This is a genomic window from Leptolyngbya sp. AS-A5 (genome assembly GCF_039962495.1).
In the GTDB taxonomy this organism is placed as follows: Bacteria; Cyanobacteriota; Cyanobacteriia; order Leptolyngbyales; family Leptolyngbyaceae; genus Leptolyngbya.
This window is the reverse complement of sequence record NZ_JAMPLL010000002.1, coordinates 149,533-166,229: the sequence shown is the minus strand read 5'-3', so window position 1 is coordinate 166,229 and position 16,697 is coordinate 149,533. Positions and strand designations below refer to the sequence as shown.

Annotated in this window: 9 protein-coding genes; 5 read left to right on the top strand and 4 right to left on the bottom strand. The window is 49.3% G+C overall.

The genetic code is table 11. From position 1 onward, the window contains the following. Nucleotides 1-25: 25 nt before the first annotated feature. Complete coding sequence (locus tag NC980_RS03210) at nucleotides 26-985, bottom strand: orange carotenoid-binding protein (RefSeq protein WP_190379688.1); 960 nt, start codon at nucleotides 983-985, stop codon at nucleotides 26-28. 291 nt (nucleotides 986-1,276) lie between these two features. Between NC980_RS03210 and NC980_RS03205 the strand changes: the two genes are divergently transcribed. Both NC980_RS03205 and NC980_RS03200 read left to right on the top strand, forming a co-directional pair. Continuing rightward, nucleotides 1,277-2,296 (top strand): ABC transporter ATP-binding protein, encoded by a 1,020-nt coding sequence (locus NC980_RS03205; protein ID WP_190379687.1) that lies wholly within the window; start codon nucleotides 1,277-1,279, stop codon nucleotides 2,294-2,296. 37 nt (nucleotides 2,297-2,333) lie between these two features. Continuing rightward, on the top strand, nucleotides 2,334-3,209 hold the full coding sequence (locus NC980_RS03200; protein WP_190379686.1) for an ABC transporter permease: 876 nt from the start codon (nucleotides 2,334-2,336) through the stop codon (nucleotides 3,207-3,209). 169 nt (nucleotides 3,210-3,378) lie between these two features. Here the strand turns inward: NC980_RS03200 and NC980_RS03195 are convergent, their stop codons facing one another. Next, on the bottom strand, nucleotides 3,379-3,648 hold the full coding sequence (locus tag NC980_RS03195; protein WP_190379685.1) for a GlsB/YeaQ/YmgE family stress response membrane protein: 270 nt from the start codon (nucleotides 3,646-3,648) through the stop codon (nucleotides 3,379-3,381). Nucleotides 3,649-3,957: 309 nt separating this feature from the next. Here NC980_RS03195 and NC980_RS03190 point away from each other — a divergent pair, with 309 nt between their 5' ends. Then, a complete protein-coding gene (locus tag NC980_RS03190) occupies nucleotides 3,958-4,866 on the top strand; it encodes a YihY/virulence factor BrkB family protein (RefSeq protein WP_190379684.1) in 909 nt (302 codons plus the stop codon). A gap of 3 nt (nucleotides 4,867-4,869) precedes the next feature. On the opposite strand, the gene NC980_RS03185 is transcribed toward NC980_RS03190, so the two are convergent. Together NC980_RS03185 and NC980_RS03180 are read right to left on the bottom strand one after the other, a co-directional pair. Further along, the gene (locus NC980_RS03185) at nucleotides 4,870-5,220 is read right to left on the bottom strand and encodes a resolvase (protein WP_190379683.1); all 351 of its coding nucleotides are present in this window, start codon (nucleotides 5,218-5,220) and stop codon (nucleotides 4,870-4,872) included. A 50-nt stretch (nucleotides 5,221-5,270) separates the two neighbouring features. Next, a complete protein-coding gene (locus NC980_RS03180) occupies nucleotides 5,271-14,831 on the bottom strand; it encodes a Calx-beta domain-containing protein (protein ID WP_190379682.1) in 9,561 nt (3,186 codons plus the stop codon). A 195-nt stretch (nucleotides 14,832-15,026) separates the two neighbouring features. On the opposite strand from NC980_RS03180, the gene NC980_RS03175 reads away from it, so the two are divergent. Both NC980_RS03175 and NC980_RS03170 read left to right on the top strand, forming a co-directional pair. Next, complete coding sequence (locus tag NC980_RS03175) at nucleotides 15,027-16,130, top strand: aminoglycoside phosphotransferase family protein (RefSeq protein ID WP_190379681.1); 1,104 nt, start codon at nucleotides 15,027-15,029, stop codon at nucleotides 16,128-16,130. Then, complete coding sequence (locus NC980_RS03170; protein WP_190379680.1) at nucleotides 16,127-16,660, top strand: DOMON-like domain-containing protein; 534 nt, start codon at nucleotides 16,127-16,129, stop codon at nucleotides 16,658-16,660. Before NC980_RS03175 ends, NC980_RS03170 begins: the two co-directional genes overlap by 4 nt. The last annotated feature ends 37 nt before the right edge of the window (nucleotides 16,661-16,697 follow it).

Genomic DNA, 16,697 nt, shown 5'->3' with positions numbered 1-16,697 from the left:
GATGAATGATCACTCAGCCAATTTTCTAGCGAACCAGGTTCATTAGTTCTTTGGGTGAAGCGAGCAAATCGATCGCCACAAAGAAAATTTTGCCTTGAGGATTCAGCAAAAATCTCCAAGCCATATTCATTCCAACCGCAGCACCAAACCAAGGAGTCTGTACTTTTCCGGTGACTTTGACTTGAGTGTATCCATCTTCTGCTGGCTCAGTCACGCCGCGCTCTGGCATCAGATTCAGGTTTTGACACTCTTCTCTGAAGAACTGCATCACTGCCTCTTTTCCAACGATCGGTCTTTGGAATGGCGGTTGCAGTGCGCCATCGGTTGCAAATAACTCGATCAGTGCGTCAAAATCATTCGCATTCATGTTGTCCATGTACTTCAACACGGTTGCATTGTTGATGCCTTCGATTTTGACCTGAGTGCGTTGAGACGGAGCTTTAGGTGCGATCACAGGTTCAGCCACGCGGGTAAACTCACCGAGCTTGTTGGGATCGTATCCCATGTCCACGACCGAACTGCGTAAGACGGTAATTTGCTGACCTTGATCCATTTCTCTCAAGGCTTGCAGCACTGCCGACGCATTTGCAGAAAGCTGATAGCCTGTCGGAATCGGAGCGACGATTCCTTGCTCCATCCATTCCCCAAGCTGGAACCAGAACCCCAGTTTGATGTTCGGCGACCAAGTTGCATAAGTGCGGCAAATCGGAGTGTCTGCGCGGTTCGCGAGGTCACACATCACTTGGGTTTGCTCTGGGAAGGACATCTTTTTGATTTGCTCTAAAGTCGGTTCCGCAAACTGCATACTTGCAGCACCCGGAGCCGCTACCGTCACAGTCTTACCCATTTCCAGGTAAGCGAACCAAGTCCATGCCAGTTGATCTTCCGCGCTGAGTTGATTAAACCGAGCAGTCGTCGCGGGGACAGCGTCCGCCGAGAGTGTGCTAGGGAAAATACTACGGGCTGAGTCAATGGTAATCGGCATAATTTATGACCTAGAGTGTTGGACGGCTCGCAGAAAACTCGATTGCTCTAATGCTGCACAACTAATGCTGTAGAACGCTACGTTTTCCTGCTACGGTACAAATTATCATATTTCTTAACAAATAAGTTAATTTTTGTTTACATACTTTCTCATAAAGACCAGCCACTTGAAATCTGGGTCTAAATTCAGGAATCTTGATAAATATCTCAAATGCGTGGGAGATTGCGGCTTACAGTTTTTAGAATAGAAAGAAGACATCTTAAAGATTTGTAGCAAACGAGGAGGAGCGATATGACTCCTGCAGTGTTAATCGAAAAATTACAGAAGCGCTATGGAGGCGTAGAAGCCGTAAAAGATGTGTCGCTGGAGGTTCGCCCCGGTGAGATCTTTGGACTTTTAGGTCCGAATGGAGCCGGCAAAACGACGACGCTGCGCTGTCTGTGTACATTAACTGAGCCAGATGCAGGCAGAATCGAGATTTCGGGCATTAGTGCGATCAACAATCCCCGTGCTGCCCGTCAGCGATTGGGCTATGTGTCGCAAGAAGTCGCGATCGATAAAGTTCTCACAGGTCGTGAGCTGCTTGAACTCCAAGCCGCGCTCTATCACTTGCCCAAAGCCGCGATTAAGTCTCGAATTGCTGAAGTTCTGGACGTGCTGGGACTCGATGAATGGGCAGATAAAAAGAGCGGTACATATTCCGGCGGCTTAAAAAAGCGGCTCGATCTGGCTGCGGGTCTCCTGCATCAACCTGATGTTCTCGTTCTCGATGAGCCGACGGTTGGACTTGATATCGAAAGCCGAGTTGTAGTGTGGAATTTCTTGCGCCAACTGCGCGAACAAGGCACAACCGTTTTAATCACCAGCCATTATCTAGAAGAAATTGATGCCCTTGCCGATCGCGTTGCCATTATCGATCGCGGCGTGGTGATCTCAGCAGGGACACCTTCTGAACTGAAAGATCGAGTCGGGGGAGAGCGGATTACTTTACGGATTCGGGAATTCTCGCCGATCGACGAAGCGGAAAAAGCGCGATTGCTACTCGAATCACTGCCAATGGTTCAAGAAGTCATTATTAATGGAGCGCAGGGCAATTCGCTAAACTTAGTCGTAACGCCAAATAGCGAGGCTTTAACCAGCGTTCAGCAAGCCCTAACTCAAGCCGGACTTCCCACCTTTGGCATCGCTCAATCTCGCCCAAGTCTAGACGATGTGTATCTTGCAGCAACCGGACGCACACTCATGGATGCCGAACTTGCTGCGGCTGGAAGTCGCGACCCGAAAGCAGAACGCAAGCAAAGTATGAGATAGCCGCCAACCCATTCTGAATGTCATTCACACTTTAACTATGAGTACGACCATTACCCCTCCGAAAACTGCACTGGAAGCTCGCCCAACGATCGCGCCCTCGAATTCGTTTGGAGAGTTTGTGCAAGAAACTGCGGCAATGACTAGACGGTTGTTTATTCAACTCCAGCGACGTCCCTCTACACTGCTGGCAGGAATTATCCAACCGTTGATGTGGCTGGTTCTGTTTGGTGCGCTATTTCAAAATGCACCCAAAGGATTGTTTGGCGATCAGGTGAATTATGGTCAGTTCTTAGGGGCTGGCGTGATTGTCTTTACCGCATTTGGTGGAGCGCTCAATGCTGGGCTTCCGGTGATGTTCGATCGAGAGTTCGGATTTCTCAATCGCTTGCTTGTGGCTCCCTTGGCTTCGAGGTTTTCGATCGTCATGGCATCGGCGATCTTTATTACAACACTGAGCTTGATTCAAACGGCAGCGATCGTCGCAACGAGTGCATTCTTAGGGGCAGGATTGCCGAATGCGCTCGGGCTTGCGTTAGTTGCGCTGATCGTGTTGCTGTTAGTGGTTGCGGTCACAGCCTTAAGTTTAGGATTGGCGTTTGCGCTACCGGGACATATTGAACTGCTTGCGGTGATCTTTGTCACGAATCTACCGCTGCTATTTGCAAGTACGGCTCTCGTTCCGTTGTCGTTTATGCCGAAGTGGTTGCAAGTCGTCGCCACGCTGAATCCCTTGAGCTATGCGATCGAGCCAATTCGTTACCTCTATCTTCACCCGGACTGGAGCTTTGGCAGTGTGATCATGCAAGCACCCTTTGGAAATGTGACCCTTGGTGGAGCATTGCTGATTCTAGTTGGACTGTGTGTAATCGCGCTGGTTGCAGTTCAACCGTTGATGAAGCGTCGATTAGCGTAGAACTTTTGATAAGAATGCGATCGGGCGGTTGTAGACTCAGAGCTACGATCGCCTGATTTTGTTTAACTCTGGTAGATTCCTTGAAAAAAACGGTGACTTGAATCACTTCAAATCACCGCTCGACTGACAGAACCACAATCTGAACCCAAAACGCGAATCGCCCTAACTGTTAGTAAGCCCGACGAGACAGTTTGTTGTAGATGAAGATTGCCAAAATTGCGCCCAACACGGCAACAAACACGCCTGGAATGCTCAAGGAGGCTGAGCCGATCGCCAGCGTTCCCGTTTCAAGCAGCGTCGCTACCGTTCCGCCGATGAATGCACCGACAATTCCCAAAATCATAGTGCCGAGCAGTCCGCCGCCTTGATGTCCGGGATAGATTGCTTTTGCGATCGCGCCTGCCAATAATCCTAAAACAACCCACGCTAGAATGTTCATAGTAATCTCCTTACCGATTAGTTGATTGAAAATAATAGCTTCACCCTAAGATTTCTAGAAACAATCAGTTCGATGCTTCAAATCTGATTTCTCAGAGCTATATTTCATGTGCTTAAGCTAACAGGGAAGTGATCGTGCGGGTACCGCTCCGAAGTTAGATTCGCAGTGCACACAAGCTAGACAATCTTTGCGATCGCTCCTCCCTCAAAAGACAGAAGCTTCTTCTCACTTGTGAGCGATGACGTGCGCTCAAATTTTGCAGTAGGGTCTTGCTGTTAAGGCTATTCTAAAACTCTATACTCTACGGCGATGAGATTTAAAACGATTGTGCGTTTGGTGCGCGATACGATCACTGAATGGAACGAAGATAATGTGCCATTACTTGCAGCAGCATTGGCATATTACACCATGTTTTCGCTAGCACCGTTGTTGATTATTGCGATCGCGATCGTCGGTGCGGTTTATGGTGAAGAAGCCGCGCAGGGGGAGATCGTGCGGCAAATTCAGGGGCTGGTCGGTAAGCAAGGTGCAGAATTCATTCAATCGATGATTCAGAACGCGAGTAGACCCGGATCAGGAGGAGGCGTTGCGACGCTGCTCGGGATCGGAGTTCTGATTTTTGGGGCATCGGGTGTATTCGGACAGTTGCAAACGGCGCTCAACACCATTTGGGAAGTCAAACCGAAACCGGGACGAGCTGTGAAAAGCTTTATTCAGGCTCGATTTTTGTCGTTTGCAATGGTGTTAGTGATTGGATTTCTGCTGCTGGTATCTCTGGTATTATCAGCCCTATTTGCGGGCGTGAGTGCTTACTTTGGTAGTCTGCTTCCCGAAGTGCTTCAGGTTGGACGAGTGCTTAATTTTGTCATCACATTTGCGTTAACCACTCTATTGTTTGCAGCCATCTACAAATTTTTACCTGATGTAAAAGTTCCGTGGAAAAATCTTTGGGTTGGATCTGCTGTTACCGCTCTGCTTTTTAACATTGGCAAACTCTTGATCGGTCTTTATCTCGGTAATAGCAGCATTGGTTCAACTTACGGGGCGGCAGGGTCGTTAGTCGTTGTGTTGCTTTGGGTGTTTTACTCGGCGCAAATCCTGTTATTTGGTGCGGAATTTACGCAAGTTTACTCTAAATACCGGGGAAGACCGATCGAGCCTTCGAGTCACGCCGTTTTAGTCAAAGAAGAAACCCTCGACCAAACTAGAAAAGGCTAACTGCTACGATCGCCCCTTTAATAACTCATGAATACTTTGCAGTTCCGCCAAAATCGCCTCTAGAACTTCCTGAGTCCGATTCGGTTGGGGTTCTTGAACTTCGATCGTCACCTGCTTAATTTTCAGCACCTCTTTGGCAAACCGCGCAACTTCATTCGAGTGAAACATCAGCGGATCGTTTGGTGATTGGCGCAACTCTGGATTCAGGCGCTTTGGGTCAAACGGCGGATTAAGCAACTCTAGATCAGTGTTGGCATAGCGGTACACCGACGCTCGCGATCGATTGAGCGTCTTTTGTACCGCATCTACATCCATTAATCCCGTCGTACCGCCGAATTCCGTATCTGCCCGCATGATCTGATTCTCGCAATTAGACGCAAAAATCTTACCATAAGAAGCACTGATTAGAAGTCGTCAACGCCTTCCACTTGCCAACCGATATCCGACAGCGACGGAATGAAAGTCGCAAAGGCAGTCGAACCATTGACCAAGTACCACACTGCATTCGCGCCTGTCGCACGATCGCGCCACAGTAGATCAAACTGGTTATCCCGGTTAAAGTCACCGACCCCAACGATATCCCAGTTCGTTGCCACCGTTAGTAGAAACTGACCCTGGAACTGTGATCCATTCATAAACCAGAGCGCTGTCTCTCCGGTGCTGTTGTTCCGCCAAACTAAATCCGTTTGACCGTCACGGTTAAAGTCAGCAAAGCCTTTAATCTGCCAGGTGGCATCGACTGTAGGCAGCAGAATGCGACGAGTAACATTCCTGCGATCGAACAGCCACAGCCCAGCTTCCCCAGTAGTCGGATTGCGCCAGATTAAATCGAGATTGAGGTCAGCATTCATATCTACCACACCCTGAATTTGCCAACCGGGATCAACGGTAGGCAAGAAGAATCTGGAGGTAACTTGAGTGCCATTGATCAGCCACATTGCCGTCTCTCCGGTGCGACGATTGCGCCAGACTAAATCGGGGCTACCATCACCGCTGAAGTCACCGATGCCTTGAATTACCCAGTCGATCGGAATCTCGAATCCGTCGGCAATTGTAATTTTGTCGCGAACTTGACCGTTCTGAGTCAGCCAGACCGAGAGTTCGCGAGTCCGTAAATTGCGCCAGAGAATATCTGCGCTTCGGTTGCGATCGAAGTCCGCTGTACCCTGAACTTCCCAATCGCGATCGAGTTGGGGATCTAAGACGGTGGAGAGATCGAACCAGTCGAGATTAATCCGCCAAACCCGATTTTCGCCGGTTTGGAAGTTCCGCAGCAGAATCTCGCCCTTGCTTTGATTGCTGAAGCGGTTGACGGCTTGAATTGACCAGTTACGATCGGGCAAGTTCGGAAGATTCGTCATGGTTCCCACTCGCTCTTCGTTGAGGAACCAGATGACCGTTTCTTGCGTGGTGCGATTGCGCCAAAGAATATCGAGGCTTTGATCGCCGTTGAAATCGAATAGGCTTTCGATGTGCCAATTGGTTGCGGCAACCGCTGGAAGGAAGATGCTGCGCTCAAACTGACCGTTTCGCATCAGCCAAACGCCATTTTCACCGGTGCGCTCGTTGCGCCAGAGCAAATCCACAAAGCCATCGCGGTTGATATCGCCCGTGGCTGCAATTCGCCATGCTAAGTCTGAAACCTTTTCTAAGCGAGCTTCCTTGATCGTCGCTCCGTCCATCAGCCAGAGTCCAACTTCACCGCTGCTGGAGTTTGTCCAAACAATATCCGCGCTGCCATCGTTATTGAGATCAGCCACCTGTGACACGCTCCAGCTTGGGTCGCTGACTCTGAAGGTGAAAGCAGTCGTGCTGAGCGTGGTATCGCGCATAAACCAGATGCCGTTTTCGCCCGTTTGAGGATTGCGCCAGAGGATATCGGCTTTGCGATCGCGGTTAAAGTCCCCAATGCCTACAATTTGCCAAGCTCCCATCACAGAGGGCAGAAAGCTTCCTTGAACCGTGAGATCAGCATTCATACACCAGATTGCGTTTTCTCCGGTGGTGCTGTTTCGCCAGAGCAAATCGCCCGCGCCATCGCCGTTAAAGTCAGCCGTTCCCACCACTCTCCAGCGGGGATCAGGAATGGTCATCAGTGGGACTTCTCGATCGAGCAGCGATCCCGCAGGTTGCCACAGTAGATTCTGCTCTGTGAATTGATTCCGCCAGAAGATGTCGTAAGGGCTATTGTTATTTAGGGTCGGTGGGGTGTCGTCTTCTGCGATCGTGGCGGTGGCGACACTGGCTTGAAGGATGGCATTCGTTGGATTACTGAGTGAAACCTGGAGCGTTTCATTTCCCTCAAATAGCGCGTCTCCTAAGATATTGACGATAACGGTTTTTTTCGTTTCGCCGGGTGCAAACGTGAGTGTGTCTGAAGCTCTTACATAATCGTTGTTTGCAAGAGTCGCGCTTCCATCTACCGTGGTGTAATTTACGGTGATCGGAGTCGGGCTTGCTTCGCTCAGACTGACTTCAAACGTAAACGGCGTAATGCCGCTGTTCCCTTCGGGTTTGCTGGTTTCTACGGCTGCGATCGACAGTTTCGGCAGTGGATCATCGTTCTGAATGGTTGCAGTGGCGCTACCGTCTGTGATTTGGGCGTTTGATGAATCGCTGAGTTCAACCGTGAAGGCTTCATCGAGTTCATAAACTGCATCGCCGATCGCTTGCACAGTAATGGTCTGTTCTGTTTGTCCCGGTGCAAACGTGAGTGTGGTCGGGGTGGTAACGCCAGCGTAGTCGGTACTATTTGCAGTTCCGTTCTTAGTGGCGTATTTTGTGGTGACAACTTCGCTGCTGGGATTAGATAGGCGGACGGTGAAACGGACTGGAGTTGCGCCTACGTTGCCCTCTAAAACTGGGGTGGCATCGTCGATCGACATTGTTGGTCGGAAGTCATCGCCAAGAATAGTTCCGATCCCTTGATTGGCAGCAGTGAACAAATCAGCGTTTGTCGGCGACGAAAGTTGGATTGAGAAGGATTCATCAGGTTCAAATTTACGATCGCTTCGGACTCGAACCGTAATTTGCTGACTGGTGACTCCGGGTGCGAACGTCAGCCTTCCTGCTGCGGTTTCATAATCGTTGTCTGCTGCTTGTGCAGTTCCATCAACGGTTGTGTAATTGACGCTGATCGCTTCGCTGCTGGAGTTTGATAGCGAGACGGTAAACGTTGCGTTTGTGAAAGTACCCTCGACATTGCCTTCTGAAACCACAACGTTACCGATACTGATCGTCGGTCGAGCATCATCGTTGTTAATCACACCTCGCGCTCGATTGACCGAGGACAAGTCTGCATTTGTAGGGTTGATTAACTCGGCAAAGAAGGTTTCATTCGGCTCGAATTTTGTGTCGCCGCGAACGACAACTGAGAATTGTTTCTCAACTTCACCGGGCGCAAAAGTGAGAGTCCCCGCTGTGGTTATGCCAATGTAATCGTTATCCGCGATCGCGGCTGTGTCATCGAGGGTGCGGTATTGGACGCTGACTGGATTGGTGGTTGCCTCTGAGAGTTTGACTTTGAAGGTATAGGTCGTATCTGCGCTGCCTTCGCTAGCAATTACATCCTCAATCTGAATGGTTGGACGAATCGCTTGATCGTCGTTGAGAATTGTGCCTCGCGCTTCGTTGCTGCCGGAAATGGTGGCATTAGTTGGATTGCTTAAGCGCACGAGGAAACTTTCTTCTGGCTCAAGCACTGTGTCTCCCAACACATTCACCGTGATCGTTTTTTGTTCTTCTCCAGGTGCGAAAATCAGCGTCCCATTTGCCGCTTCGTAGTCTGAACCTGAAGCCGTGCCATCAATCGTCGCATAGTTGACGCGAATCTCTTCGCTGCTGGGATTGTTGAGCGACACGACAAATTCAAATGAAGTCCTGCCGCTGTTGCCTTCGGCTTGCGTTCCAGTGCGCGACACGATCGACAATTGAGGTGCCGCATCGTCGTTGTTTAGAACGCCGAATCCATCGGTTGCAGAAGTTGCAAGATCGGCGTTGACGGGATCTTCGAGCCGCACGATAAAGCGTTCTGTGGGTTCAAACTTGCGATCGGAATTCGCTTTGACGGTGATCGTTTTTTCGACTTCGCCAGGGTTAAAGGTTACAGTTCCTTGAACTGCGACGTAATCGCTATCGACAACGGTTGCGGTATCGTCGATCGTGCGATATTTTACCGTTACGGTTTGAGTAGTGGGATTGGACAACCGAATGGTGAACGGATAAACGGCAGCTTGCGGATCATCTTCGCTCAAGGGAGTGCTGGCAATGCCGATCGTCGGGCGCTGGTCGTCGTTTCTGATCGTTCCGATCGCGCTTCCTGATCCTGCAAGTGTTGCATTGACCGGATTCGTTAATGTCAGCGCGATCGTTTCATCTTCCTCCAGCTTATTGTCGCTAGTTGTTTGTACAGTGATGGTTTTTGTTTGTTCGTTCGGTGCAAAAACCAGCGTTTCGCTTGTTCGTCCTGTGTAATCCGAATCGCTTAAAGTTGCGGTTCCATCACTGGTTGCAACGTTGACGCGAATTTCATCGCTGCTGGTATCCGAAAGCGAGACGGTGAATGATAGGACACCTCCTTCTGAAACGGTGGCAGGTGAAACGCTGATCGTCGGGAGTGCGGTGTCATCGTTTTGAATCGTACCGACCCCGATCGCTGTTGCGGGAATCGTGACTAAATTCGGTGTTGCGGTGGTTAGCTCTAGCGCGAAAGTCTCATCTCTTTCGCGTTTTGTATCTCCTTTTGCATTCACCGTAATCGTTTGACTTGTTGTTCCAGGTGCAAACTTAATTGTTCCAAAACTGGATTGATAATCGCTGTCTGAAGCGATCGCCGTTCCATCTTTCGTTTCGTAATTCAATACAATTTCTTGATCACTTGCATTCGAGAGCGTGACCGTAAATTGCAGCGGAGTATCACCGCTGTTGCCTTCTACTTGCGACACATTAGTAATCGCAACGGTGGGAACTGTATCATCATCTGCGATCGTTGCCGTTGCAGTATCGGTCGTAATTGTTGCGTTAGCTGCATCGGTTAATTTAACTGAGAAGGTCTCATTTTGTTCACGCTTGGTATCGTTGGTGACGGGGATTTCAATTGTTTTTTCCGTTTCACCTGCGGCAAAGGTCAGCGTGTTAGACGCAGCAGTAAAGTCTTCTCCTGCGGTTGCAGTGCCATCGATCGTGTCATATTTCACGGTGACAGGGCGACCTGATGCTTCTGAGAGCTTGACCACGAAATTGTAGGGACTTGTCGCTTCTGACTGTTGTGAAGCGGTTTCGATCGTGATGCTAGGCGCAGTATCGTTATCGGTAATTGCTCCAGTTTTTAGCTTCTGCTCGTCTGGAAGACTTGCCCCAACGGGATTAGAAAGCTCGATTTGGAACTGCTCATTGTCTTCGTACAGGCGATCGCCATTGATCAAAACCGTAATGGTTTGAGTTCTCACACCCGGCGCAAAAGTCAATGTGCCAGCCGGAACAGCCACATAATCAGTCCCGCTCACTGTCGTTAGATCGCGAAGCGCATAATCTACTTTGACTTCAGTACTGCTTGCCTCACTCAGCGATACGGTAAAGGTGTAAGCCTGCGTTCCGGTATCCCCTTCTGTAATTGAATCTGCACCTGCGATCGTAATCGTCGGGATCGTATCGTCGTTTGCGATCGTGGCGGTTGCTGAAGAATTCGTCGCCAGTCTTGCATTCGCACTCGGATCGCTTAACACAAGGCTAAATGTTTCATCCGGTTCAAACTGCGTATCGCCTTTGACCCGCACCGTTACCGTCTTTGTATCTGGATCACCGACATTAAACGTAAGGGTGTCGGATACGGCGGTAAAGTCAGTTGCATCCGCGGTGCCCGTTTGAGTTGCATACCGCACTGTTACCGGAGCGGTGGTTGCCGGAGCCGAAAGTTTCACTTGGAATGTAAATTCTTTCTCGCCTGCATTTCCTTCGGTACTATCGATTGTGACATTTGAAACCGAAACCAGGATTGGGATATCGTTATCCGTAATTTTCAGCGAAGTGGCTCCGAAGCTATCTGCGATCGCATACTCCGGTGCGGCAATCAAACTGAGATTTAATGTTTCTTCAGGCTCAATCTCAATGTCATCGATCGCGTTTAAGGTAATGACTCCCTCAGCAACTCCGTTTGCAAGTTTGATCGTGATCTCTGATTCATTACGCGTTAGGTTCAGACTTGGATCAGCCGTGAGTGTATAATCTCCGCCCGCCGTCGTGCTAGAGGGAGCGATCGCCAGCTTCACGGTCAAATCGCCATTGGTGCGGTTCCGACGAATCTTGTACTGCACGGTGTTTGCGGGAGTATTTTCTGCGATCGTCGGTTTGTCTAGCGTTAAACTAACCGTCGTTTCTAAATTCAATCCAAAAACATCAACGCTGCTATTGAGATCACGGGGCGTTAAATCAGTTGCAAGGCTGTTAAACGCGATGTAATTCCCGTTGCCGCTGAGAACAGGATTGAATGAAGCACCGCGTCCGCTATTCGTTTCAGATGGAATCTGGCTCACCAGGGTTGTAAACCCAGCATTCATATCTCGCACAAACGCATCTAACGCATTGTTCGCATCTCCGTCTGCAAGGTCACTAGAGAAACTATTGAAAATCACAAGCCGACCATCGGTGCTGATCATCGGATCAAGCGAACCTCGACCAGAACCGCTGCCCGTTCCCCCGTCTGCACCCGAAGCATTATTGCCGCTGCTCGTTCCCTCTTTGTTGACGCTGACCAGTTCTGTTACGCCTGTTGCCAGATTGCGGCGGAAAATATCGCTAACGCCATTCGCATCGTTGGCCACGAGATCGTCAAAGTCACTGGAAAATACCACAAACTTACCATCGCCGCTAATCATCGGATTTGAGGCTTTGAGCGGCGAGAACTCAGGACTGACGCTATATCCTCCCGATCGATTTGCGCTGACATGAATCGTTGCGTTGGTGTCTAAATTGCGAACAAATACATCTTCGTCCCCATCAGCATCGAGTGTCCCTGTGAGATTCCTCGCGGTACTGGTAAATGCGATCGTGCGTCCATCCTGACTGATGCTGACTTGGTACGAATCTCCATCCGAAACCGCACCGTTTACACCGCTCGCTCGGCTCACCAACGTCACCGCGTTTGTTTGCCGATCCCACACGAATACATCGCGCTGAGCATTTGTGTCACCGCTTACTAGATTCGTTGCTGCACTGACAAACGCCACATATCGACCATCCGCGCTAATTACAGGCTGTTCGGAAGCACCATCCCTCTGAGCGCTACCGCGGCTGACGATCGCGATCGAATCATCCTGGCTATTCCACAAGAACACATCCTGCTGATTGTTCGTATCGCTGCTCACCAAGTTGGATGCGGTGCTGGTAAAGGTGACAAACAAGCCATTGGCACTCAAGACCGGATTCACTGACTCGGCATTGGCGCTGTTTGCTTCACCGGCTGCACGGCTGACCAGACGGAGCTGCGACGTTTGCCGATCGACCCAGAAAATATCAACCGCATTATTGTTATCACCACCGACCAAGTTACTGGCTGCACTGGTGAACACCACATATCGCCCATCAGAGCTGATCATGGCATTGCCAGAAGCTCCGTTGGCGATCGTTGCCGCTTTGCTAATCAAGGTCGTTGTTCCAGTTTGTCGATCGCGCAGGAACACATCTGAAACACCATTCGTATCTCCATCGACAATCTCTGGAGCCGCGCTGGTGAAGACAATGTAGCGCCCATCTGCACTGAGCGAATGGGGCGCGATCGTCGAACTGCCGCTGCCGGTGCGAGAGGCGAGATCAGGATTATCATCGCGCCGGCTGATCAAGGTTGCATTGCCACTCGTCACTGGAATCACAAAGCCATCGGGCAAAGCATTGGTATCTTCCGCATTAAGATTTTTGGCAAGACTGACAAAAGCAACGATATTGCCATCCCCACTAATCACCGGAGCCGAAATCGACGAGAAAACTTCACTCGAATTCGTACCTGACGCATTATCACCGACAGTCCCTGCGGGAGTGCGGCTAATCAAAAAGGTTTTCTCAGAGTCCGGTTTTCCGATTGAAATATCGCGCACAAACACATCTTGCTGAGCATTGGTATCGGCGGCAACTAGATTTGTAGCATCACTGGTAAATGCAATGCGAGTCCCATCTTCGCTCAAACTCTGATTGCCTGAATCCCCATTTCCAATACCGTTTGCGCCACGACTGACCAAGACCGTTTGATTGCTGACTAGGTTTCGCACAAACACATCAATCTTGTCATTGGTATCTCCAGCAACCAGATTGGTAGAAGAACTGGTAAAAGCGATCGCGTCACCATCGCGACTGATAACGGGATTTTGCGAACCCGGATTGTTACCAAAGCCCTGAGCACTGTCGCCAGAATTATTCCCTGCACTGTTAATGCTCACCAGTTGGATGCTGCCTTGTGGCGCACCGAATTCATTAAACCCAGAGCGCGTCCACACAAAGACATCTGAAACGCTGTTGGTATCTGGTGCGAAATTGCTGGCATCACTGGTAAACGCAACGCGCTTGCCGTCACGACTAATCACCGGATTACGGGAGTCAGCGTTGCCCGCAACCTGGGGATTCATCGTCAAGTTGTAAAGGGTGTTATCGGACTGCTGCCACAAAAAGATATCTTCAGAGGTGTTTGAATCCCCAAAGCTCAGGTTTGAATAAAGGCTGGTAAATGCGACATACTTTCCGTCGCCGCTGATAACTGGAGACTCGGCACCCTCAGTTGTGCTGAACAAACCCGTGCGATTGTTGCTGATGTGCGTCAGAGCGCTGGTCGATCGATCCCAGACATACACATCTGGAACGGAGCTTGAATCTGAGCCGAGCAGTTGGGCTTGGGTCTGAAAAGCAATTCGGCTACCATCGTCGCTGATGCTGGGGGCGGAGGAGTCGAACAGTCCGCTTTTTCCGTCGGCACCACGACTCACGAGGGTAATATTGCCCGTCGATCGCTCCCAGACAAAGATGTTGCTTGCCTGAGTTGTGTTGCTCGTCATCGAGCTAACCAGATCATTGGCATTACTGACAAACGCTACATAGTTACTGTCGTAGCTAATCACCGGGTTTAACGAGGCTCCGGTGGCACTACCAGTATTCGTTGCGTTGCGGCTGACGAGCGTAACGGTATCAGCTTGACGATCATATAAAAAGACATCTGTGACCCCGTTTGCGTCATTGGCTGAGAGCGTGGCGCGACTGGTGAAGACGATATATCGACCGTCTCCGCTGACCGAGTTCTGCCCGATGCTTTCGAGTCCGACGCTGCCTTTTGCGAGGGTCGGATTGCCAACAGAAATTAAATCTACAGGCAGAATTGCTGCATAGTTGGAGCGTGTTTCGGCGGTGAAGGCAATCTGCGTTCCGATGTCGCCCGTATTCACTTCGAGCGTCCAATCGCCGTTAAGGGCTGCGTTTCCAGTGAGATCGTCCGAAGCAGCGATGTCTGCACCCGTAAGACGGCTAAATTGTGTGATCAAAGTGCGTCCTGCGTCCCCTTGAGCGACATCACAGCCGTAAATCAGAATATCTGCGTCTTCGGTGAGAGACTTCGCCCATTGTTGAAAGTCGGACTGGTAGCGATCGAGGGCGGTACGATCAAGCCAGGTTTCACCGAGTTGAATTGCGCCTGATCTTCCGTGTGAGACGAGATGCAAACTAGAAATTTCGGTCTGTCCCAGAAGTGCCTGTGTAATTTGTGCGATCGCGTCTTGTGCGGGATCGAGAATTAGCACATGGGTATCCGGCTGAATTCCGGTGGCTAACTCCTGATAATTCGGCACGGTTGGATCAATCACAACCAACGATGAAGCTCGATTGTGAAGCTGAGAGAATTGATTTAAGTAATTCTGCGGAACCGCGATCGAGGAAGGTGTACCGTTTTCGAGTGAGAGTGGGCGATTCCAGTTGGGTAATCCCGCGAATTCCATAAAGTTCTCCAGGAGGACAGGGGTTCTAGTTTGCTCAATGCGTAGGTTTCCCAAGCAGGCTGATAGAACACGCATCAGGGAGTACAAATCAGTAATATCGCGGATTTCTCATTGGCAAGGAACTCACTAAATCGTCATATTCACGCCGAGCGGACAAAATATTGCATAATAGCTTGCACCACATTCGATTGCACAATGACTCATCAACAAGCTAAATCGAAAACCAATTTAGGTAAAATTGCGGCTCAGTTCGCGCGAGACACAATTGGAAACATTCAACCGTTTGGTAGTGGTAATATTAATGACACATTTTTAGTAACACTAGATAAATCAAAATTTGTATTACAGCGAATTAATACTCAGGTTTTTCATCAACCTGAATCTGTAATGCGAAATATGTGCCTTTGCACACAACATATTCAGAAACGTCTATCAGAACTAGAACTCGATCGTAGATGGGAAACGCCACAGGTAATTTTTACTTGCGATCGTCGAGATCACTATGTTGATGAAAATGGAGCGTTTTGGAGAGCAATCAGTTTTATTGAAAATTCTCGATCGTACGACACGATTCAAAATCTCGCTCATGCTGAAGAAATCGGCTACGCTTTGGGAATGTTTCACAGCTTAATTAGTGATTTATCTGCCACAGATCTAACCGATACGCTTGAGGGCTTTCACATCACACCACTTTATTTGCAGCAGTTCGATCGAACGCTTGCAGAGACAACGATAGAGCGATCGTCAGAAGTGAATTACTGCTTGAAATTTATTCGCGATCGACAAGCTTGGGCACATATTTTAGAGAATGCAAAACATTCAGGAAAGTTAGCAGTCCGATTAATGCACGGCGACCCAAAGATTAATAACATTCTGATGGATGTAGCATCTGAAAAGGCAGTGAGTGTGATTGATCTGGATACGGTGAAACCTGGATTAATTCATTACGATATTGGGGATTGCTTGCGATCGGGATGTAACGCGATCGGAGAAGAAACCCGGCAGTGGGAATCAGTTCGATTTGAGCCAGAGTTATGCCAAGGAATTTTACGCGGCTATCTCACGGTAGCAAAGGCATTTCTAACAGATGCCGATTACTCCTACTTGTTTGATGCAATTCGTCTCATTGCGTTCGAGTTAGGTTTGAGATTTTTTACCGATTACTTGGCTGGAAATGTTTACTTCAAAACAACTTATCCAGAACACAATCTGATCCGGGCATTGGTGCAATTCCAGCTTACTCAAAGTATTGAATCTCAAGAATCCTTGGTTCGCAGTATTATCTCAGACTTACGATGAGCGTTCAAAACTTCACCCTCTATCCATTTGATGCAGCATTTGATCCAGCGATTCTGAGTCTTTCAGGTAGCGTTGATCGAAGTGATAACCGCTTGATTCTCCAATATGACCTAATCGATTATCAATCTCAGGTTCTCATTCCTGCTAAAACGCTTCCTAACCGCAAACATAATCTATGGGAAGCGACTTGTTTTGAGTTCTTTATCGGAGCGCAAAACGATCGCACCTATTGGGAATTCAATCTTTCTCCCAGCGGTGATTGGAATGTGTACCGCTTTGATGATTATCGTTCCGGGATGCAGGAAGACACGGCATTTTCATCGCTACCCTTTGAAGTCGAAACCCGATCGCACCATACAACACTCACAGTCGAGCTTGATCTAGAGGTCATTAAACTGACCGAGCCCCTTGAAATCAGCGTAACGGCTGTGAGCGAACAACTGAATCACAAGGTTACGTATTGGGCGATCGAGCACTGCGGTACCGAAGCCGATTTTCATATTCGAGACAGCTTTAGGCTGAAACTCTAGGCGCGATCGCTTCATAATAAGAAGTGCGTTTTGCTGA